General features: G+C 71.1%; 20 protein-coding genes. 3 read left to right on the top strand and 17 right to left on the bottom strand.

What is annotated here, in order from left to right:
* Window positions 1–89: 89 nt before the first annotated feature.
* The 6 genes from ACFWB8_RS33455 to ACFWB8_RS33430 all read right to left on the bottom strand — a co-directional run bounded on the left by ACFWB8_RS33455 (window position 90) and on the right by ACFWB8_RS33430 (window position 6,247).
* Window positions 90–1,760, bottom strand: coding sequence for an NlpC/P60 family protein (locus ACFWB8_RS33455; RefSeq protein WP_385235858.1), 1,671 nt, complete (start codon window positions 1,758–1,760; stop codon window positions 90–92).
* A 135-nt stretch (window positions 1,761–1,895) separates the two neighbouring features.
* On the bottom strand, window positions 1,896–4,295 hold the full coding sequence (locus tag ACFWB8_RS33450; protein WP_385235855.1) for an ATP-binding cassette domain-containing protein: 2,400 nt from the start codon (window positions 4,293–4,295) through the stop codon (window positions 1,896–1,898).
* 97 nt (window positions 4,296–4,392) lie between these two features.
* A complete protein-coding gene (locus tag ACFWB8_RS33445; protein WP_385235852.1) occupies window positions 4,393–4,809 on the bottom strand; it encodes a VOC family protein in 417 nt (138 codons plus the stop codon).
* Window positions 4,810–4,819: 10 nt separating this feature from the next.
* Window positions 4,820–5,239, bottom strand: coding sequence for a helix-turn-helix transcriptional regulator (locus ACFWB8_RS33440; RefSeq protein WP_385235849.1), 420 nt, complete (start codon window positions 5,237–5,239; stop codon window positions 4,820–4,822).
* A 49-nt stretch (window positions 5,240–5,288) separates the two neighbouring features.
* On the bottom strand, window positions 5,289–5,624 hold the full coding sequence (locus ACFWB8_RS33435; protein ID WP_385235846.1) for a hypothetical protein: 336 nt from the start codon (window positions 5,622–5,624) through the stop codon (window positions 5,289–5,291).
* Window positions 5,625–5,638: 14 nt separating this feature from the next.
* Complete coding sequence (locus ACFWB8_RS33430; protein ID WP_385235843.1) at window positions 5,639–6,247, bottom strand: acyl carrier protein; 609 nt, start codon at window positions 6,245–6,247, stop codon at window positions 5,639–5,641.
* 157 nt (window positions 6,248–6,404) lie between these two features.
* Between ACFWB8_RS33430 and ACFWB8_RS33425 the strand changes: the two genes are divergently transcribed.
* Window positions 6,405–6,704 carry a hypothetical protein gene (locus tag ACFWB8_RS33425; RefSeq protein WP_385235840.1) on the top strand — a complete coding sequence of 100 codons (300 nt, stop codon included), beginning with the start codon at window positions 6,405–6,407 and terminating at the stop codon, window positions 6,702–6,704.
* A 9-nt stretch (window positions 6,705–6,713) separates the two neighbouring features.
* Window positions 6,714–7,637, top strand: coding sequence for an NAD-dependent epimerase/dehydratase family protein (locus ACFWB8_RS33420; RefSeq protein WP_385235837.1), 924 nt, complete (start codon window positions 6,714–6,716; stop codon window positions 7,635–7,637).
* Window positions 7,638–7,655: 18 nt separating this feature from the next.
* Here ACFWB8_RS33420 and ACFWB8_RS33415 read toward each other — a convergent pair whose 3' ends face one another.
* Both ACFWB8_RS33415 and ACFWB8_RS33410 read right to left on the bottom strand, forming a co-directional pair.
* Window positions 7,656–8,363, bottom strand: coding sequence for an intradiol ring-cleavage dioxygenase (locus ACFWB8_RS33415; RefSeq protein WP_385235834.1), 708 nt, complete (start codon window positions 8,361–8,363; stop codon window positions 7,656–7,658).
* A 137-nt stretch (window positions 8,364–8,500) separates the two neighbouring features.
* Window positions 8,501–9,535 (bottom strand): saccharopine dehydrogenase NADP-binding domain-containing protein, encoded by a 1,035-nt coding sequence (locus ACFWB8_RS33410; RefSeq protein ID WP_385235831.1) that lies wholly within the window; start codon window positions 9,533–9,535, stop codon window positions 8,501–8,503.
* A 98-nt stretch (window positions 9,536–9,633) separates the two neighbouring features.
* Here ACFWB8_RS33410 and ACFWB8_RS33405 point away from each other — a divergent pair, with 98 nt between their 5' ends.
* Entirely contained in the window at window positions 9,634–10,578 is a 945-nt protein-coding gene (locus tag ACFWB8_RS33405; RefSeq protein WP_385235828.1) for a helix-turn-helix domain-containing protein, read from the top strand.
* Between the two features lie 132 nt (window positions 10,579–10,710).
* Here the strand turns inward: ACFWB8_RS33405 and ACFWB8_RS33400 are convergent, their stop codons facing one another.
* The 9 genes from ACFWB8_RS33400 to ACFWB8_RS33360 all read right to left on the bottom strand — a co-directional run bounded on the left by ACFWB8_RS33400 (window position 10,711) and on the right by ACFWB8_RS33360 (window position 20,323).
* Complete coding sequence (locus ACFWB8_RS33400; RefSeq protein ID WP_385235825.1) at window positions 10,711–11,406, bottom strand: hypothetical protein; 696 nt, start codon at window positions 11,404–11,406, stop codon at window positions 10,711–10,713.
* A gap of 115 nt (window positions 11,407–11,521) precedes the next feature.
* On the bottom strand, window positions 11,522–11,875 hold the full coding sequence (locus ACFWB8_RS33395; protein ID WP_385235822.1) for a VOC family protein: 354 nt from the start codon (window positions 11,873–11,875) through the stop codon (window positions 11,522–11,524).
* Between the two features lie 80 nt (window positions 11,876–11,955).
* The gene (locus ACFWB8_RS33390) at window positions 11,956–12,078 is read right to left on the bottom strand and encodes a hypothetical protein (RefSeq protein WP_385235819.1); all 123 of its coding nucleotides are present in this window, start codon (window positions 12,076–12,078) and stop codon (window positions 11,956–11,958) included.
* A 336-nt stretch (window positions 12,079–12,414) separates the two neighbouring features.
* Entirely contained in the window at window positions 12,415–13,008 is a 594-nt protein-coding gene (thpR, locus tag ACFWB8_RS33385) for an RNA 2',3'-cyclic phosphodiesterase (RefSeq protein WP_385235816.1), read from the bottom strand.
* Between the two features lie 73 nt (window positions 13,009–13,081).
* Complete coding sequence (locus ACFWB8_RS33380) at window positions 13,082–13,426, bottom strand: peptidase inhibitor family I36 protein (RefSeq protein ID WP_385235813.1); 345 nt, start codon at window positions 13,424–13,426, stop codon at window positions 13,082–13,084.
* Between the two features lie 108 nt (window positions 13,427–13,534).
* On the bottom strand, window positions 13,535–13,933 hold the full coding sequence (locus ACFWB8_RS33375) for a hypothetical protein (protein WP_385235810.1): 399 nt from the start codon (window positions 13,931–13,933) through the stop codon (window positions 13,535–13,537).
* A gap of 99 nt (window positions 13,934–14,032) precedes the next feature.
* Entirely contained in the window at window positions 14,033–16,411 is a 2,379-nt protein-coding gene (locus tag ACFWB8_RS33370; protein ID WP_385235807.1) for a TIR-like protein FxsC, read from the bottom strand.
* On the bottom strand, window positions 16,408–18,492 hold the full coding sequence (locus ACFWB8_RS33365) for a hypothetical protein (RefSeq protein ID WP_385235804.1): 2,085 nt from the start codon (window positions 18,490–18,492) through the stop codon (window positions 16,408–16,410). The genes ACFWB8_RS33370 and ACFWB8_RS33365 overlap by 4 nt, the downstream gene beginning before the upstream one ends.
* A gap of 208 nt (window positions 18,493–18,700) precedes the next feature.
* The gene (locus ACFWB8_RS33360) at window positions 18,701–20,323 is read right to left on the bottom strand and encodes a serine/threonine-protein kinase (protein ID WP_385235801.1); all 1,623 of its coding nucleotides are present in this window, start codon (window positions 20,321–20,323) and stop codon (window positions 18,701–18,703) included.
* Window positions 20,324–20,451: the final 128 nt, after the last annotated feature.

Genomic DNA, 20,451 nt, shown 5'->3' with positions numbered 1-20,451 from the left:
CGGTGCCCACACCTCGAACTGCACGGACGGTCCCCTCGTCTGCGGCGGTACCCCAGCATGCCTGTCCGGCCCATCATTCCCGTCGGGCGTCAGATGCGGTGCACGGTGTGGAGCTTCTTCGCGTACGTTCCGGCACCGTCCAGGAGGGAGGCGCCGCCCAGGTCCGACATGGTCGGGCCGTTGCCGGTCTTGCGGCTGGACAGGAAGCGCCGCTTGCCGGCCGTGTCCGGGCCGAGGTAGATGCCCACGTGGTCGACGGTGACGGTCACCGTGTCGTCGCCCGAATCGGCGTTGAACAGGACCAGGTCGCCGGGCTGGAGCTGCTGCGCGGCGGGCGGGTTCGTACCGTCCGTCTGGTCGATCCGTACGCCGGGGGCGTAGTCCACCATGTGGCGGGACTTGCGCGGGATCCGGGTCTTCGAGGTGTCCTCGCCGGCGGCCACGGGGATGCCCATGTGGTAGCCGTAGACCATGCGCGTGTACCCCGAGCAGTCGAGGTTGCCCACCTGCTTGCCGGACGGGCCGGTGTAGGTGCCGTCGGGGAAGGTCCAGCCGACGTTCATGTACTCGTGGAAGTCCGCGCCCTCGTAGCGGTAGCCCTGCGGGTCCTGATATCCGTATCCGGCCTCGCCCAGTACCTGCTTGCCCGCGACGGGGGACGCTTCGCTCGTCACGGCCGGCGCCCCCGGGAGGAACATGGCCGCGTAGGCCAGGGCGTCGGGGGCCGGCGATCCGGCCCAGCCGCGCACGATCTGCTCGAGTGCCGAGTTCCAGGTCCCGTCGAACGGGGTGGGCAGGACGCGCACCCAGGCGTCGTGGGTGACGGTCGGCGGCTGCTGCCAGGTCGCCGCGTCCACCCGGAAGCTGCTCACGACGAGCTTGACCGGCAGGTTGGTGCAGCCTTGATTGGCCAGTGCCCGCAGGCCCACGCGTCCCTTGGCGAAGGTGGAGTCCGTGGTGTCCGCGGCCCAGGCGGCGGGCTCGGCGGAGTCCGTGCGCCACGCCTTGGCCTGGATCCGGGTCCCCTCGCGGCGCACGCGGATCGTCCAGTTCGTGCCCGCCGGCACCGCCGTGGCGAGGGTGGTGGCCGTGGTCAGCTGGGTGACCGTGTCGGCGACCTCCTTCTCGACGCGCAGCTCGACCGCGCCCGAGGTCAGGAAGGACAGCCTGGCGCGGTAGTTGTTGTGGGTGTCCTGGTAGCCGAAGGACAGCGCGTACGAGCAGGCCTGACCTGTGGGCACCTTGTCGAACCTGGCCACCGCGCGGACGTCGACGTCGGTGATCTCGTCGTCCCGAAGGCTCGCGTGACGGCTCGCGTAATCCGTGGTGAGCGCGATCGTGCCGCTGCCCGGAACGACCGAGAAGTCGGAGTCCACGGGCCCGAGAGTGGACCAGCTGCCGCCGCCCGGGGAGGTGCCCCAGTACTTCCGGTCGGCGACCGGGAGCGCCTGGTCCGGGAGCGTGCGCTGGAAATCGTCCACGAAGGACTGCTTGTCCTCGGTGAAGGTGCGCTCCGGGCCGGTCAGGACGACGGTGCGCGAACCCTTGGTCAAGACCGCCACTCGCGTCGTACCGGAGGCCACCTGCAGGCGTTCGGGTGTCCCCGGAAGCACGCTCGTGGTGAGGGGACCGAGGGAGACCTGCGTGAAGTAGGAGGGGTCCAGCGGGCGGATCGTGACGGACGAGCGCGGCGAGGTGAGCGACGCGGCGAGTGTGGAGGCGCTCGCCGTCGCGGCTCTGGGCGAGGCCGCGGCGGACAAGGTTCCGAGTGGGACGGAGGCGGCGGCACCGGCAAGAACCGCAAGAACGTTTCGGCGGGATGTATGTGACATGGAGTGATGATCCTAGAGACGCAATCCGCCCTGTACGGCGCCCCCGCTTCCCTGGAACGGACCTCAGCGGGCGCCGACGTAGGCCGCGAGGTGCTCGCCGGTGAGGGTGGAGCGGGCGGCGACCAGGTCGGCCGGGGTGCCCTCGAAGACGATCTGCCCGCCGTCGTGACCGGCGCCCGGGCCGAGGTCGATGATCCAGTCGGCGTGCGCCATGACCGCCTGGTGGTGCTCGACGACGATGACCGACTTGCCGGAGTCCACGAGCCGGTCGAGCAGGCCCAGCAGCTGCTCGACGTCGGCCAGGTGGAGGCCCGTGGTCGGCTCGTCGAGGACGTAGACCCCGCCCTTCTCGGCCATGTGGGTGGCCAGCTTGAGGCGCTGCCGCTCGCCGCCGGACAGCGTGGTGAGCGGCTGGCCGATCTTGAGGTAGCCGAGTCCGACCTCGGCGAGCCGGCCGAGGACGCGGTGCGCCGCCGGCGTGTGCGCGTCACCGGCGCCGGGGCCGAAGAACTCCGCGGCCTCGGTCACCGACATGGCCAGCACCTCGCTGATGTCGCGGCCGCCGAGGTGGTAGTCCAGTACCGCCGTCTGGAAGCGCTTGCCCTCGCACTCCTCGCAGGTGGTGGCGACACCGGCCATCATCCCCAGGTCGGTGTAGACGACACCGACGCCGTTGCAGGTGGGGCAGGCGCCCTCCGAGTTGGCACTGAACAGCGCCGGCTTCACGCCGTTGGCCTTGGCGAACGCCTTGCGGATCGGGTCGAGCAGCCCGGTGTACGTCGCCGGGTTGCTGCGCCGGGAGCCCTTGATGGCCGTCTGGTCGACCGACACCACACCCGCGCCGGCGGGGACCGACCCGTGTACGAGCGAGCTCTTGCCCGAGCCCGCCACGCCGGTGACCACGCAGAGCACCCCGAGCGGGATGTCGACGTCGACCTCACGCAGATTGTGCGCCGTCGCGCCCCGGATCTCCAGCGCGCCGCTGGGCGTACGCACCTTCTCCTTGACGGCGGTCCGGTCGTCGAGATGGCGGCCGGTGACGGTACCGCCCGCCCGCAGCCCCTCGACGGTGCCCTCGAAGCACACGGTGCCGCCCGCCGTACCGGCTCCGGGGCCGAGGTCGACGACGTGATCGGCGATCGCGATCGTCTGCGGCTTGTGCTCCACGACGAGCACCGTGTTGCCCTTGTCCCGCAGGCGCAGCAGCAGGTCGTTCATCCGCTGGATGTCATGGGGGTGCAGCCCCGCGGTCGGCTCGTCGAAGACGTACGTGGTGTCGGTGAGCGGGGAGCCGAGGTGGCGGATCATCTTGACGCGCTGCGCCTCGCCGCCCGACAGCGTGCCCGACGGCCGCTCCAGCGAGAGGTAGCCGAGCCCGATCTCCACGAACGAGTCGAGCGTCTGCCGCAGCGTCGTGAGCAGCGGCGCCACCGACGGCTCGTCGAGGCCCCCGACCCATTCGGCGAGGTCACTGATCTGCATCGCGCAGGCGTCGGCGATGTTGATCCGGCCGATCCGGGAGGCCCGGGCCCCCTCGCTGAGCCGGGTGCCGTCGCACTCGGGGCAGGTCGTGAAGGTGACCGCCCGCTCCACGAACGCCCGGATGTGGGGCTGCAGCGCCTCCGTGTCCTTGGACAGGAACGACTTCTGGATCTTGGGGATCAGCCCCTCGTAGGTGAGGTTGACGCCCTCGACCTTCACCTTGGTCGGCTCCCGGTACAGGAAGTCCTGCATCTCCTTCTTGGTGAAGTCGCGGATCGGCTTGTCCGGGTCGAGCAGGCCCGACTCCGCGTAGACCCGTACGGTCCAGAAGCTGTCCGACTTCCAGCCGGGGATGGTGAACGCACCCTCGGCGATCGACTTGGAGTCGTCGTAGAGCTGGGTGAGGTCGATGTCGGAGACCGCGCCCCGGCCTTCGCAGCGCGTGCACATGCCGCCGGTGCGGTTGAAGGTCGCCTTCACCGTCTTCTTCGCACCGCGCTCGACGGTGATCGCACCGCTGGCCTTCACCGAGGGAACGTTGAAGGCGTACGCGCTGGGCGGGCCGATGTGCGGCCGGCCCAGACGGCTGAAGAGGATGCGCAGCATCGCGTTGGCGTCGGTGGCGGTGCCGACCGTGGAGCGGGGGTCGCCGCCCATCCGCTGCTGGTCGACGATGATCGCCGTCGTCAGGCCTTCGAGTACGTCGACCTCGGGCCGCGCCAGTGTGGGCATGAAGCCCTGCACGAAGGCGCTGTACGTCTCGTTGATCAGCCGCTGCGACTCGGCGGCGATCGTGTTGAACACCAGCGAACTCTTGCCCGAGCCGGAGACACCGGTGAACACCGTCAGCCGGCGCTTCGGGAGGTCGATGCTGACGTCCTTGAGGTTGTTCACGCGGGCGCCGTGCACGCGGATCAGGTCGTGGCTGTCGGCGGTGTGCGGCGCGGGCGGCTGCGTGTTCGCCCTCTTGGCCGTGCTCATCGTGTCTCCATCTGTTCTGCTTCTGCTTCTGTTTCGGCTTCGGCTTCTGTTTCGGCTTCGTCGGTGCGGTCGCTGCGACGGCGTGTGGGACCCGGGGTCACTTACCGCGAGGCTGGCTGAAGCGCAGCATGTTGCCCGCGGGATCGCGGAAGGCGCAGTCGCGGACGCCGTACGGCTGGTCGATCGGCTCCTGCAGCACCTCGCCGCCCGCGGCGCGGATGCGTTCGAAGGTGTCGTCGCAGTCGTCGGTCGTGAAGATGACACCGCGCAGCAGGCCCTTGGCCAGCAGTTCCGCCATGGCCTGCCGGTCGGCGGGCGAGGCGTTCGGGTCCGCGAGGGGCGGCTCGAGAACGATCTCCACGCCGGGCTGCGACGGTGCGCCCACGGTCACCCAGCGCATCCCCTCGAAGCCGACGTCGTTGCGTACCTCCAGGCCGAGAACGTCCCGGTAGAAGACGAGCGCCTTGTCGTGGTCGTCGACGGCGATGAAGCACTGTGAAAGCTTGATGTCCATGCGTTTCACGCTACGGGCGGGGGCCGGCTTTTGCTTCTCCGTTCCTGACCGGTCTCGTGTGGATCTTGGCCACGCAGGCCGGGACGGAGGCGCCCTCGTCATGGCTGCGGGCCCGGTACGCGCTCGGGCTCTCGCCGACCAGCTCGGTGAACCGTGAGCTGAACGACCCCAGGGACGTACATCCGACCGCGAAGCAGACGTCCGTGACGCTCAGGTCGCCCCGGCGCAGCAGCGCCTTGGCCCGCTCGATCCGGCGGGTCATGAGGTAGCTGTACGGGGTCTCCCCGAAGGCGGCGCGGAAGCTGCGGGAGAAATGCCCCGCCGACATGAGGGCGGTCCGCGCCAGCGCCGGGACGTCGAGCGGCTCCGCGTACTCGCGGTCCATCCGGTCACGGGCCCGGCGCAGCCGGACGAGGTCCTCCAAGGTCACAGGACCAGGATCCCACAGCGGCGCCGGGCGCTGTCGTTCAAGACCGGATTCAAGGCCGCTTCACCGTGAGCTTCCCCTCAGGTGTAAGGGTGAAGGCGGTGTCGCCCGTGGCACTGGAATCGCGGGCCGTCTTGCCGTAGGCGCCCAGCACGATCTCTTCCGCTTTGCCGCAATTGGCTCGGGCCTCAGCGGCATGGGTCCAGCTGTTGACCCTGACGTGCGTCGACCAGCCGGCGACCTCTTCGTTCCGCCAGCCTCCCCAACTGCTTTCCGGCAGGAGGCCCGGTGTCCTGCCCTGGTAGAAGCACAGGCCGGTGAACGCGAACAGTGCGGCAGCCAGGAAGCCCAGGGCTGCGGCACGGGAGCGGCGGCTTGTCAGCGGCATGGTGTGTCGTCTCCTCACGGGGTGGATGGACCGGCGGCCAGGGACCCGTCCGCGTTCCGGGTCTTGCGGTAGGCCGCCAGGGTCAGCCGTACGAAGTCGGCCACCGTCAGGGAGGAATCCTGCCCCCAGTCCTTTTCGTCGAGCACGATGCCGTACTCCTGCTCCAAGCTGCCCACGACGTTGAGCACGAACAAGGAGTCACCGCCCAGTTCGCAGACGGGCACGTCCATCAGCACCCCGCGCGGCCTGACCTCCAGGTACAGGGCGAAGGTCTCCACGACCCCGTCCGTGATCTCGGCCTCGCCCGGGTCCAGCAGAGAGCGCTGCTGGGAGGCCAGCACCCACAGGGCGTGCACCTCGGGCAGGACCTCCCCGGGCGTCCGGCCGGGCGCCCGCGTCGCCAGGACCTCGACGAGCGCGTCCACGGTGTCCCACGGCGGCAGCCGGGGCTCCGTGAACGCATCGTGCAGGCGGGTGCGGGAGATCCGCTTGTCCAGCAGGCGGTGCATGGTGTCCAGGCTCGGCTGCCCGGCGACCAAGTGCAGCGCGTGCAGCGCGCTGTTGAGGTCCCGCAGCCGTCCTGCGGGCAGCGCCGGCCTCTTGAGCTGTCCTGGGGTACCCACGCCGCCTCCGCGTCTGCCGTGCCCTGTCCGGATCCGTGGGCCGGCGTAGGAATCCGTCCGTGCCGCCCCCGACCGGGATGACAGTAGTGCAAGGCCTGAGACGGAGTCAGGCCGTGGGCGAGACCGACGGGAAGAGCGATGAGAGGCAGGACCGGCCATGTCCGCACCGAAGACCACACCGGACCACGACAACACCCCGCAGGAGCAGGAGCAGGAGCAGGAGCAGGAGCAGGAGCAGGAGCAGGAGCAGGAGCAGGAGCAGGAGCAGGCGCAGGCGCACCCGCGCCGACGGCGCCGCGGGTTGGTGGCCGGTGTCCTGCTCGCCGCGTGCACCGCCCTGTTCGTACGCCATGCGCCCGCCTGGGCGACCCCGCTGGAGGTGGGCGCCGCCGTGTTCGGCTTGTACACGGCGGCCGTGCTGACACCTGGCACAAGGCGTCACGCGCACTCGCGCTAGTGTGCGTACGTGAGCCTTTTCGTCGTCATGGGATTCGGGCCCGCCGGGGCCGCCACCGCTCGGCTGCTGGCCGAGGAGGGGCACGCGGTACGCGTCGTCACCAGGTCGGGCCGAAGCCCGGAACCCGGCATCGAACACATCGCGTTGGACGCGACGGACAGCAAGCGATTGACCGAGGTCTCGCAGGGTGCGGCCGCGATCTACAACTGCGCCGCACCGCCTTACCACCGCTGGGTGAGCGAATGGCCGCCGCTGGCCTCGTCGGCCTGCGAGGCGGCCGAGGCGACCGGAGCCGTCCTGGTCCTGCTCGGCAACCTCTACGGCTACGGCCCGGTGGACGGCCCCCTCACCGAGAAGCTGCCGCTCGCGGCGACCGGACCCAAGGGCAGGGTGCGCGCCGCCGTTTGGGAGCAGGCACGGGCACTGCACGAGCAGGGTCGCATCAAGGCGGTCGAGGTGAGGGCCTCTGACTTCTTCGGCCCCGGCGTGACCGACGGCGGGCACCTGGCCGCGCGGGTCGTGCCACGACTGCTGCGCGGCAAGTCGGTCTCCACGCTGGGGGATCCGGACGCCCCGCACAGTTGGAGCTACCTCCCTGATGTGGCCCGCGCCCTGCTGGAGGTCGCCGGTGAGGAACGGGCCTGGGGACGGGCCTGGCACGTTCCGACGGAACCCGCGCTGACCACCCGGGAGATGGTCGACCGGCTTGCCGCCCGAGCGGGAACGGGACCGGTCGCGGTGCGCAGGCTCTCCCCGGCCGTGCTGGGCGTCGCGTCGGTCTTCTCCCCGCTGATCCGCGAACTGAAGGAGATCCGCTACCAGTTCGACCGCCCGTTCGTAGTCGACTCCAGCGCTTACGAAGCTGAATTCGCGGTCCGGGCGACCCCCGTCGACGAGCAGGTCAAGGCGACGGTGGACTGGTGGCGTGGCTGATCGCGCCGCACGCGTCGGTCAGGCGATGCCGGCCGTGAAGGTGGCTCGGTACCCGGTCCCGTCCTTGACGGGGTTGAGCGTCATCTGCGGGCCGTTGGCCGCGAACCGGTCGTCGCGGGTGTTGGGGTGCGCGGGGGCCTTGCGGCGGGAGTACGGCTCGCGCGCGTAGATGGCCTGGAGCAGTTCTTCGGGCAGGAACAGCTGCGAGGAGACCTCCGTGTGCTCGTCGGGGCGTACCTTGAAGTGGACGTGTGGGGCGATGTGTGCGTACCAGCCGGGCACGATGGTGCGGAACGACACGCGGCCGTCCTGGTCCGTGGTCTGGGTGCCGCGCAGGTAGGTGGCACCCCCTTGTGAGTACGTACCGGAGGCGTCGGCCTGCCAGATCTCCACGGTGACCTTCGCCATCGGCCCACACCCTTGTGAGGTCCGTACGATCCGCAGGTCCAGCCGCAGCGGAACCCCTTCGCGGTCTTCGACGACATCGGAGCGGATCTGACTGTCATGGGTGTAGTAGGGGCCTTCCGAGGACTTCGGCGTGAGGACGCATGCCGGTGGCGGGCCGGACGGTTTGCGCGTCACGGCCTGCCCGGTGGGAGCCTGCCCGGCGGCTTCCGTGCCGGTCTGCCTGCCGGCGCACGCCGATGCCAAGGCGGTGATCGCGGTGGTTCCCGCGGCCAGCAGCAGCGTGCGCCGGTTGGCGTCCAGGGGGCTCTCGGCGGTCATGGCGAGCCTCTCGATCGGGGTGGGGTGGAGGCCCCACCGTGTCGCAACCGGCCCGCCACGGCCCTCGACACGCCGCCGTACGGCCCTCGGTTACCTCCCCTCGGCCGACACGTCCACCCACTCGAGCGCCGGGCCGGTCAGTGCGGAAGCTCGACCGACACGTGCGGGGCCAGCGCCCGCAGGAAGTCCGCCGCGTCGAACATCGCGCCGGCCGAGGCCACGCCGCCCGTCGTCCGCGTGTGCCCGGCGAGGATCCGCTGGACGGCCTCCACCGCCAGCGGCGCCGTGACCGCGTAGATGTCCTGGCCACGGGCCGTGGCGCGTCGCTCGACGCCGCCCGCGCGGACCAGGACGTCGACGACGAACGTCTGGTCCGACCGGCCCAGCGCGTCGACCGGCTCCGGCGCGGGCGTGTCCGCCCCGGCCAGGTCCCCCGCGGCTTCGACGGTCATGTATGTGGTGACCGCGGGCACGGCCAGGTGGCTGGGAACGGTGACGACATCGGCCATGGTGAACTCCGCGAACACCGTGCGGCGGCCCAGAGGTTCCGGGAACAGCCACTCCTGCTGAGCCGCCTTGTCGTCGTGGTACTGCAGCGCGCCGTCCGCGAACCGCAGCCGACGGCCCCCGCGACGTTCATGGGACACCTGACCCGCCGCCCGCGTGCCCGCCGTGGGGTGCCAGCTGCTCAACCCGTACGCGACGTGCACCTCGTCCGCGGCGGTCCATTCACCCATCGCCGCGGTCACCAACAGGTCGCCCAGCCCGCCGTAGAACGCCATCGCCGGCACCACCGGTGTGCCCGCCTTGCGGGCCGCCTCCGCGTGGTCGGCGAAGGTCGAAACGTTCGCCTCGATCTCCGCCGCGACGTCCACGTACGGGATCGCGGCGCGCAGGGCCGCCTCGACGACCGGGCCGCCCGTCACCGCGAACGGTCCGGCGCAGTTGATGACAGCCGCCGCGCCGGAGAGGGCGCGGTCCAGGGAGTTCGCGTCGTCCACGGTGGCCGGACGCACCGTCACGTCGCCCCATTCGGCGGCCAGCGCCTCCAACTGGGCCGCGTCACGGCCGGAGATGACGACAGCGAAACCACGCTTCCGAAGTTCGGAGACGATGAAACGACCGGTGTGCCCGGTCGCCCCGTAGACCACTACCGCAGCCGCTGTACTCATGGTTCCCCCGCATCTCGATGTGCTGATGGATCCAGTCTCGCCGCAGGCGTCACCCGACCGTGATGGTCCGGAACGACAACACCCGTACACTTTCGGACATGCCAACTGTCGCACTGCTGGCCGCCGGTCACCTGCTGCACTTCGAACTGGCCGTGGCCTACGAGATCTTCGGCAATCCCCCGCGCGAAGCGGAGGGCTGGTACGACGTACTGCTCTGCGGACCCGGAACCGTGCAGGTCGGCCCGTTCACGGTCGAGCCCGACCACGGACTGGAGCGCCTGGTCGGCGCCGACACCGTGATCGTGCCCGCGTGCGCCGACATCGACGATCCGCCGCCGCCGGAGGTGATCGAAGCCGTACGTGCGGCTCACGCGTCGGGTGCCCGGGTCGCCTCGCTGTGCACCGGAGCGTTCGTGCTCGGCGCCGCGGGCCTGCTGGACGGGCGCCGGGCCACCACCCACTGGGCTCACGCCGCGGAGTTGAGTACGCGCCATCCGCTGGCCGTCGTCGATCCCGACGTGCTGTACACGGACAACGGCAGCGTGCTCACGGCCGCGGGCAAGGCCGCCGCGGTGGATCTCTGCCTGCACATGATCCACCTCGACCACGGCGCCGCTGTCGCCAACTCCGTCGCCCGCCGCCTCGTCATGCCGCCGCACCGGCCCGGCGGTCAGGCCCAGTTCGTGGCCACACCCGTGCAGGTCTCCGGCGACCACACCCTCGCCCACCTGCTCGCCTGGGTCCAACAGCGACTCGACCAGCCGTTGACGGTGACCGACATGGCACGGAAGGCGAACACGAGCCCGCGCCATCTCGGCCGTCAGTTCCGGTCGGTGATCGGACAGACGCCGATCCAATGGCTCCTGGCCCAGCGCGTACGCCGCGCGCAGGAGCTCCTCGAGGCGACCGACGAGAGCATCGAGGCGGTTGCCCGGGCCACCGGGATGGGGACCGCCACGACACTGCGGCGCCAGTTCAAACGCATCGTCGGGGTACCGCCCGACAGCTACCGGCGGTCGTTTCGCAGCGCGAACCCTGTCTGACCAGGCTGCCGGGACACGTCGTCGGCACCTGTGTGAAGCAGCCCGGCCGATCCGGGCGGCCGCCGCTCCGACCCGGCCTCTGCCGTCGTGATGACCGGCAGGGCCGGGGGCCGGCGACGAGGGTCGGTGCGGCTAGACCTCAGCCGTCACCTTCTCCTCGGGGATATCGGATACCGGCTCGGCCGCGGAGGGCTTGGGCGCGGTGTACATCACCGAACCCTGCTTGTGCTCCTTCTCGATGGAGCCCTTCTTGGCCAGCGCCTCGAGGGTGTTGCGGACGACCTGGGTGGAGGCGGGCCGGCCGGGGTGTGCCGCGGCGAGTTCGGTGCCGATCTCGCTGACCATACGCGGTTCCGCGGCGGCGACCAGAAGGGCCAGGACGAGCTCGCGCAGCGGGGGCTCCGCCGTCTTGACCGCCTTCGGCGCGGTGGTCTTCTTCACCGCGGAAGTGGCGGTCTTGCGCGGAGCGGCCTTGGCTTTGGTGCCGGACGCGGCGGCGCCCGAGGCCTTCCTGGCCCGCCGGGGCCGGGGAACGGTCCCGGCGGATTCGGGGGATTCGGGGGCCGCGGCGGTGCTCTCGTCGCCGGGGGAGTGGACGAGTTGCGGGCCGGCCTCGGCCTCGCTGTCGCCCTCGCCCTCGCCCTCGGGCAGTGTGGACTGGATACCGCTGAGCCAACCCTCGTCGGCCTTCAACTGCTTCAGGCGCTCGTCGAGTTCACAGATCTGAGCGGAGACGTCTTCCTGCTCTTTGCGATTGGTCTCGAGATCTGCGGCGAACCGCTGCGCGTACACGCTGTGGATGGGCTTGGTGTCCGGCTTATCGGCCATCGCGGCTCACTCTCCTTATACCTCACGGTGTTTGCTGCCGGATGCTACCCACCATTTGGCGCCCGCAGTTCCGTTCCGGCGAGATCCGTTGTATCGAGTGGGGCGGGCGTGAGCCTTACTGACGCCGTTGGCCAAGGACACAGAACTCGTTTCCTTCGGGGTCTGCCAATACAACCCACGATTGATCACCCTGGCCGATATCAACACGCTGCGCGCCATGAGCCACCAGACGAGCCACCTCGGCGTCCTGGTCATCAGGCCTGAAGTCGAGATGCAGTCGGCTCTTGACGCTCTTGCTCTCATCAATCCGGACGAAGTCCAACCCCGGCAGACGGTCCGGCGCCGGGCGGATCTCGAACTCCTCATCAGAGGAGTGGACCACAACCCAACCAAGAGCCTCGGCCCACCACTGTCCCAAGGCCGCCGGATCCACCGAGTGAACGATTACCTGTTCCCATTCCAAGGTCATCCGCCGAGCTTAGACCCGCCAGGGCTTCGAATAACAGGCACTCAGGCATCCTTCATCGGACTGAACCCGAGCGTCTTTACTCAGGCGGCGGTCGGAGCCGACCGGCGGGCGAGGGCGTCGGAGGTCCTCACGGTGATGTAGAGCGAGGCCACGAGGGTGAGCACGAGGAAGGCGCCCGCGGTGAAGATGCTGCCGCTCGACACGGCGGCCGGGTCACCGGCCTCGGAACGGGCGGAGCCGCCGGGGAAGGGAACGACGGCCGGGACGGTGAGGAGGGCCAGGCCCCCGTGCTCTGTGCCACCCAGGCGCCCTTGGCTGCCGGTGCGCGGGCCGGCGCAAGGTCCTGGATTTCCTGGCCCGGCGTGCTCGTTGGATCGACCCCAGGCCCGTCGGCGCGGAACGCCCGGCCTTCCTCGTGTTCACGGCCGACGGCCGTGGCGCCGCCCGCAGACCGAGGTGACCACCGCGGAGCGCCGCTACGAAGAGGCATCCTCCGGGACGGGGACTCTGCCGGGTCGCTCAGGTGGCCCTGTCCCGGATCAAGAGGAAGGGTCGCCGGTGAAGTTCCAGGCTTCGATGTCGCGGTAGTGGATCGGCCCCGGGCCCCGGCCGATGTTGCTGCCGACCAGGTGCAGGCGCTCGGCCTGCCACGGGCGGCCGGTGAATGCGGCGATCCCGGCGGCGGCGCCTTCCACCGCGCGCGTCGGATCGTTGCGGCGTGACCGGGCCAGGGTCAGATGGGGGTTCAGCGGCCGGTCCTCGAAGGGGATCCCGGACTCCTTGACCACGGCGCGCACGTCGGTGGCGAGCAGGCGTAGCCCTTCGAGCTCCCCGCCGATCCCGGTCCACAGGACCCGCTCGTCGAAGTGCCCGCTGCCGCGCAGCGCCAGCCGCAGGGGCCGGCGGGCCGCCGCGAGGTCCGCGAGCGGCGGCCGCAGCAGCGGAACGGTCGCGACCGGGACCTCGCCGAGGAAGGCCAGGGTGATGTGCCAGTCCTCGATGCGGTTCCACCGCATGCGCGGGTACGCCTGGTAGGCGGGCCGCAGCTCACGCGCGAGCTCCTCCTTCGCGTCGTCGGGCGGCGCGAGGGCGATGAACACGCGAACGGTCGCGGGCTTAATCTGTTCGTTCACAGAAGACTTCGTACAGTATTTCGTATGGTCCAGTCATCTTCTGTCCGTACGCGTGGGACGGCCGGGCCCGAGGTCAGCAGTTGTCCCCGACCGCGTCCATCTTGGAGCCGAAGCGCGACCCGTAGTTGCTGGCGTAGTCGCCCTTGCGGACCGAGCGGCACTCCTTGCCGTGCGCCCAGTCGATGAAGGCGCCGGTCCTGTTGGCCCTGAAGGAATACACGTGGTCGGTGTACTTGCCCGGCAGGTCCACGTAGCCGCCGCGCCACACGTAGAGGTCCCCGGTCCCGTCCTGGAACGTCCACAGACAGATCGCGTTGCTCGGACAGGCAGGCAGTGCCTGGGCCGGCGTCGTGGTGGTGAGCGTGGCCAGTACCACCGCGCCGGAAACCAGCAAGATGCGTAGATGGTGCGCCTTCATCCGTTCCTCCTCGCCGCGTCGCTCCTCTCATCGTCCTCGCCGAGACCGGGAGATGTGCGACAACCCAGACATTCGTCGAGCGGGCGGGCGGGCGGCCGGGCGGCGACGTCAGACGGACGTGAAGAGGTCTCCGTCCGTGTCGTCGAGGATGAACCCGTTGTCGAAGCGGACGCGGACCGTCACGCGGGGCCGCTGCTGCTGGAACTCGATCCACTCGGGCTCCAGGGCCCCGACCTGCTCTTCGAGCTGCTTCCTGCTCTGTGTGGGCATGTCTTGGCCGAAGGTGTCGAGAAGCGACTTGAGCCGCGCGTACTCGCGTACCGCGTGGCTCTCGTGGCGGTGCTCGACCGCCCGCTCGACGGTGCCCTCGGTGCCCGCCGCCAGGGACAGGAACCCGGCAGCCGGCTCCGTCGGCGTCCCCGTGGCGGAGTCCTCCGTCACGGCGATCACTTCGGTCAGCCTGGTGTCCGCTGCCAGCTTCACCCGCTGGCCTTCTTTCAGCGTCATCGAACCTTCGTCTCTCAGGGGGGTGGTGCCATTATCCGTGTCGGCCGGACCCCGCCGAACCCGCGGCGTGAGGTGTATCACAGCGGTGGGGTGTCACGGTCAGTCGTCCTCGGCCGAGGCCTCTTCCGGGCCGGGGGACCGGCCGAACGGAGCGCGAGGGGGCGCCGGGGGGCCGAGCATGCCCGTCGGGCCCAGCAGCCGCGGCCGTTCGGTGCCGGTGGAGCCGGCGGGCGGATACACCTGAGCATGGCGGAGGAACTGCTCGGCGGCCGCCTCGACCACCTGGGGGAGGATCTGCCCGAGCGTCTCCATGGTGGCCACGCCGTTGGTTGCGGCCCGGCAGGCAGCCCTGCCCTGGCTCATCGTGACGGGCATGGTCTCTTCGAGTCGATGGGCCAACTCGTTCTCCCTCGCCCGGCTCTGGTGGTCGTGGCGGTTGTGCGGCACGATCACGCTGGTCCACGGCCGGGGCGTCCGGTCGAAGGCGGCCAGCCGTCGGCGGCGCCCCTCGTCCTGCACGGCCCACCGGTCGACGATCAGGATCTCCGGCCGGATCGGCGGCTGCTTGCCGTCGACGTGCCCGGTCTCCTCGTCATCGAAGGAGCTGACCGTCACCTGGTAGTTGAGGTTCCTCGCGATGTCCACCGCCACGCGGGCGATCGGCCGCTGGGACACCGGGTGGTACGGGTTCCACTCCTGGGCGGTGTCCCCGTAGTACTCGCGGCTGCGGCCCTCCGGCAGGTCGTGCCGGCTGGGTGCGGCGATGATGATGTGGAGGGTGCGGGCGGGTCTGCCCCTGGCGCCGAAGGCACTCGGCACCGTCCGGTGGTCCACCGTCCGGCTCGGGTCGAGCCGGACGGTCTCGGCGACGCCGACGATGCGTTTGGCGAGTTCGTACACGGCGTGTTCGTACTGCTCCGCGTAGCCGCGCAGTTTGATCAGACCGTACAGCCCGTCGGTGACGTAGCGCTCGCCGAAGGTGTTGTGGTTGAACTGCAACCGCTCGGCCGGGCAGGGGAGTTGGTGAGGCGGTACGGGAATCCACAGGGCGGGCACGATGGCCTCGGCCGGCCGGTTGCTGACGGCGCCGTGCTGGATGGCGCGCTGCGCGAAGGCGTACCACTCCTTCCCGCACGTCTCGCTGGCGAAGTACCGCGGCGAGAACAGGGGGACGAAGACGCGGCAGGTGGCGAGTGCCCTCCCGAGCCGTTCCGGCCAGCCCTCGCCGCTGCGTATCTCCCGGTCCATGAACCCGGCATCGGATCCGGCGGGCAGATCCGTCAGCGCCATCACGTGACTGCTGAGATCGCGGAACAGGCGTTCCACCCACATGTCCGGGTCGGGTCCCCCGAGCCCGAACCTGGGGGTGTGCGCGTAACTCAGGAAGAAGTACGGCGGCCGGGGCTCTCGGGCGCTCAGGCGGTGGCCGGAGCCGCTCGTCCGGGGCGCGGGCAGGCCGCCACCGCGGCGCCGTTCGACGAGACGCTCCGCGTGGTGGGGCAGGCGGTCGCGCAGCAGGCGCAGGTCCCGCACCCCGAGCGACATCTGGATGCGTTCGCGGACGCCGTCGCGCAACCGCAGTGTGGTCGGTTCGCCGCCGGTGACGGAGAACAGCCCGCCCACGAGGATCTCGGCGAGGTCGGCTGCCCCGGCCTCAGGTTCGAACTCCGTTGCCAATTTTCGGAGATGGGGCAGGTCGAGTTCCTTGTAGGCCGCGCACAAGACCGCGATCCTTGCCGCTCTGGGGGACGCCGACAGCAGGTAGGAGTCGGCCAGGGAAGCCGCTGTGTACGGCGGTTCGTGCGGGGCGGCCGGGTTCCATGCCAAAGGGCCGGGCACCAGCAGGGCGTCGCAGCCACCGGCCGACTCGGCCGTCAGTGTCCGTGCCCACTGGCCCAGGCCGTGGCCGGTCAGCGACATCACCGGCAGGGGGACCCACGAGGGTCCGCCGCGTCCGCTTTCCGGCAAGGCGTGCAGGAGAGGAGGGGGCGTGAACGGCAGATCGGCGTTGCTCCTCGCCGTTGCCCGGGGCGGCTCGACACGCACGGCGGGCAGATCGAGCCCTGTGTGGCGCCAGAGTCTCGGGGGCAGTGGATTGATCAGCGCGGTGGGGGACTGGTGGAGGAGTGCGTACAGCTCCTGCCACCAAGCGGGTGCGCGCCACTGGGAGGAGGCGCAGTCCGAGACCAGGATCAGCAGCCGGTCCGCAGCCGGGCCCGCTGCCGGCCAGGCCGCCGGGCCAGCCGCCGAAGGCAGGTCACCGATCTGGACACTGCGAAACGCCCCGAGACCGATCAGCGCCCGGCCGAACACGTCGAGGTCATCGCGCCACACCGCCATGGTCGGCGACCGGTCGACCAGGACCTCGGCGTGGACGCGGGGCCGTTCCCCATGGCCTGCGGCCCAGTGCCGTTGGAAGGGTCGCAGGGCGTCGACCAGCCGCGCGGTGGCGTCGGGGAGGGCAGGCCGGTCCGTCACGGGGACTCCGTCCCCGGGCCCGACACCCTGAACCGGTCGCAGAACGTCAGCCACTCCTGGTTGTCCCAGACCAGTCGCAGGACGGAGATGTCCTTGGCCGGGGCGCCGCTCCACCCGCACCGGTAGGTGTCCAGGAGGCTGCCGGGCAGAGTGCGCCAGTGGTCGTCGAGCTGTTCGTGCAGCGAGGGAGCGAAGCCCCCGGCGCCGTGCGGCCACACCAGTACGGGGGTGTAGGCGAGCAGCAGGTCCAGCAGGCCCCCCGTGTCCGCGGTGAGGTGGTGGTCCAGCCCGATGGCGCCCGCGGCGTACTGCCCGCGGGCGAGGCGGGCGCCCAATGCCCCCGGATCGGCGGTCTCCCGTTCCGACAGCCAGTCCAGCGGCGCCGACGCGGCGGTATGGCTGTCGATCGCCGCCCAGCGGGCGCTGACCGCGGCCTCGGTGAGCCTCAGCAAGCGGGACGGCGCCAGGCGTTCACTCCAGTGCATGACGACGTCGTGGTGGACCCCGAGGAGCAGGGCCGATCCGGATTCCTCGGGGCGCCAGGTGGCGAGTAGGGCGCTGGGCGCCGCCACATGGACGCGGATCAACGGAAGTTGCAGTGTCGCGGCTTCGTCGCGGGCCCACAGCACGGCGTTGTCGAGCGCGTCCTCCACGCTCTCGCGGTCGATGGGACGCTCCGACTCCGGAAGGCAGCTGAAGGTTCCGCGTGCGAAGATCTCGCCGTCCAGGAGCAGCCAGGTCTCCAGCGACTCCGGCCAGTCCCCGGCGACCGACGCGTGGAGACTGGTGACCAAGGACAGGCGTTGCTCGGTCTGTCGGCTCCGGGCGTACGCCACCGCGTCGTTGAGTTCCTGCCCCGCCTTGATCTCCTGCGCCCATCGGATCAGTTCGGGATCCTGGTCGTCGCGGCCGGCCGCGCGGGCCAGGAGCAGGACGAACCGGGTGACCCAAGGGCGGCAGTCGCCGTGGGCGACGGGGTGGTTGAAGGCGAGGAAGTCGAGCACCTCCACATCGGTGTCGCACGGTGTCGCGGAGCCGGCGGGCAACCGTCGCTCACCCGCGAGCAGCGAGCCGAGTGCCCGGCGGATCCGCGGGGTGGTCAGTTCCGTGCCGATCCAGTCGCGCAGGAACTCCACGGTGCGGACCGCCACGTACAGATGGTCCGCGGCCTCCACCGCCCGCTCCCAGGCCGGGTCCGGCTCGACCGGGCGCGCTTCCTCCAGACGGTCCAGGAAAGTGCGTACGGCCGCCGTGCCGTCTGCCCTCGGAGCGGGTGTGGGCGGGTGCAGCCCGCCCAGCGCGGCGGCGAGCTCCTCGGCCGCGAGGGGTCCGCTGAGGATGCCCGGAGAAGTGCCGTGCCGGCGGTTGCGGGCGATCCAGAGCGGTTCGCCGGCGAACGGGTCACCGTCGTGGTGCGCGACGGTGACGTCCTGCCCCTTCACGTGCTTTCGCAGCTCCTCCGCGACGCGGGTCACCGAGAGGGCCTTCTCGTCGATGCGGATGCCGCGGCTCAGCAGGGTGGTGAGCTCCCGGGAGAGCGTCAGATCGTACGCGGGCTGACCGCTGGCGGACGCCATGAGCAGTGACAGACGGGTCCGGCCGTTGCGGCTCCCGGCCGTCAGCTGGGGCGCCGCGGGTATCGCCCCGGCCGCATGGCAGGTGTCGATGATGCCGATCAGCCCGTCCACGCCGGGGTGATCGACCGCCATGGTGAGCAGGGCGCTCACGTCCACGGCGCCCCGGCGCACGTCTTCGGCCGAGTCGTACGCCATCAGGTGGAGCGTGCCCGTGCCGCCGACCGCGAAGCCGTGCCCGAGCATGGCCAGCACCAGGACCGCGTTGCGGTCGGCGGCGTGCTCGACCGCCTTCTCCACCAGGCCCTGGATGTACCCGCTGGTCAGACCGTCCCCGACGAAGAGCGACTCGCCGTCGGGCAGGCCGGGGGCACAGCCGCCCAGCATGCCGTTCCTGAGCACCTTGTCGAGTTCGCGCGCGGCCGGGTCGAGGGACCCCAGCCGTGGCATGGACTCGCACTGGGGTGCGAGGACCAGCACGTGCCTGCGGGGGGCCCGCTCGGCCATCACCGGGCCTCCGAGGGCGCGCTGTCGTACCGCGCCGCGGGGACGCACACCGCACGTGCAGCCATCGCGACCTCCCCGTGCCCCGACCCGCACCACCGGCGGAGCCCTATCGCAGTCAATGTTCTTCTATCACAGTCGACTTGGTGTCGGTGTCGGTGTCGGTGTCGGTGTCGGTGCCGGTGTCGGTGCTCGTGCGGCGCCGTCCCGTTCAGTGCTGCCGGGTCAGGGCCGCGGGTGCGCCGGCCGACTGTGCTCCCTCCGACTCGAGGGTCAGCCGGTCGGGCTCCGCCAGGGTCACCACGTAGAGGTTGTTCCGGGGGCAGTCGAAGGTGGCCGCGACGTCGGTCGGGTGGCTGGTCGCGGCCGCGAGGACCGCCGTGTTCCCGGTGATCTGGCGTAGCTCCAGGGCCTCCGTGCATCCCAGGTTCCGTCCGGTGGAGACCTCCTCGACATTGCTGACCTGCCGGCCCACGACCTGGCCCACGGCCCCGGAGCGCAGAGTGACCGTGACGGTGAACGCACCCGTTCGCGCCCGGGAGATGCCGTCCGCGTCCGGAGTGCCGGGCCCGGCGCCGGACCACGTACCGGCCCACGACGGCGGTAGCGACGGTGCGGAGGACGACCGTTCGGACGGCGACGGCGACGGCGAGGCGCCGTGCTTCGCGGCCCCGTCGCCGTCGCCGTCCCAGGGAAGGATGATCAGGAGCGTGACGGCCGTGGCCAGTACGGCGACACCGGCCAGCGCGCCGATCGCCCTGGGCCGACGGGCCGCCGTCACCCACACGCCCCCACGACCCGAGGGGGCGGTGGCGGGGAGCGGAGTGCCGGGAGCCGTGGGCGGGTGCGCCGGTGCGCCGGGCACGGGCGGCAGCGCCGGGTGGGGCGGCGGCGTGGCCGTCCCCGTGGCGGCGGACACGGGGGGCTGCGACGCGGCCAGGAGACGCCGGAGCTCGGCCTCCCGCCGGTTGACGTCCGCGACCAGGGCCGCAGGCACCGCGCGACTCCAGCCCTCCTCCTCGGCGGCCCCGAGCCGCGCTTGTACGTCCTCGGCGGTCGGGCGGCGGTCCGGGTCCTTGGCCAGGCACTCCTTCACCAGGGGCACGAGCGGTTGCGGTACTCCGTCGAGCAGGGGCTCGTCGTGAACGATCCGGTACAGGAGGCCCGGCAGCCCCAGCTCCTCGCCGCGTGCCAGGAAGGGGCCGTGGCCGGTGGCCGCGTACACGAGGACCGCGGCGAGGGAGAACACGTCCGCCGCGGCCTCGGCCACGCAGCCGGTCGCCTGCTCCGGCGCGAGGTAGCCGGGCGTGCCGATGACCGCGCCCGTCTGCGTGCGGCGCGCGTCGCGCACGGCGCGGGCGATGCCGAAGTCGATGAGGAAGGGCCGCTCCGGGCCCAGCAGCACGTTGGCCGGCTTGATGTCGCGGTGGACCACCCCCGTCGCGCGTACGGCGACCAGCGCGGCCGACAGCTCCCGCGCCAGGCCCAGTACGGCCGGCCCCGCCAGCGGCCCGTTGCGGGACACCCAGTCGCCCAGCGACGGCGCGGCGACGTACTCCGTCGCCAGCCACTGCGGGGACGCCCCCGCAGGGCTGAAGTCGACCACCGAGACCGTCCAGGGGGAGCGCACGCGGTCGTTGGTGCGTATCTCGCGGGCGAACCGTTCGGCGAAGTCCGGCTCCAGACTCAGGTCCCGGTGCACGGTCTTGAGGGCCAGCGGCCGGCCGGAGGCCGTCCGGGCCAGGAACACCTCGCCCATCCCGCCCGCGCCGAGCCGCGCCAACAGGCGGTACCCCCCGATCTCCGGCAGATCACCAGGCTGCAGAGACTCCACCAACTCCACCGGTCCTCACGGCCGTTGCCGGCCCCCGCTGCCCGGGGCCCACCCCGCAGCCACCTTAGAGGACGAGCCCGCCGACGCCGTGCGGCGGACCCCGCCGGGGCTCGCGGAGGGGTCCGCCG

Origin of the sequence: Streptomyces sp. NPDC060031, from assembly GCF_042736805.1 — a bacterium.
GTDB lineage: Bacteria > Actinomycetota > Actinomycetes > Streptomycetales > Streptomycetaceae > Streptomyces.
Note: the sequence above shows the minus strand (reverse complement) of the source record. Positions and strands in the feature narration are given on the sequence as shown.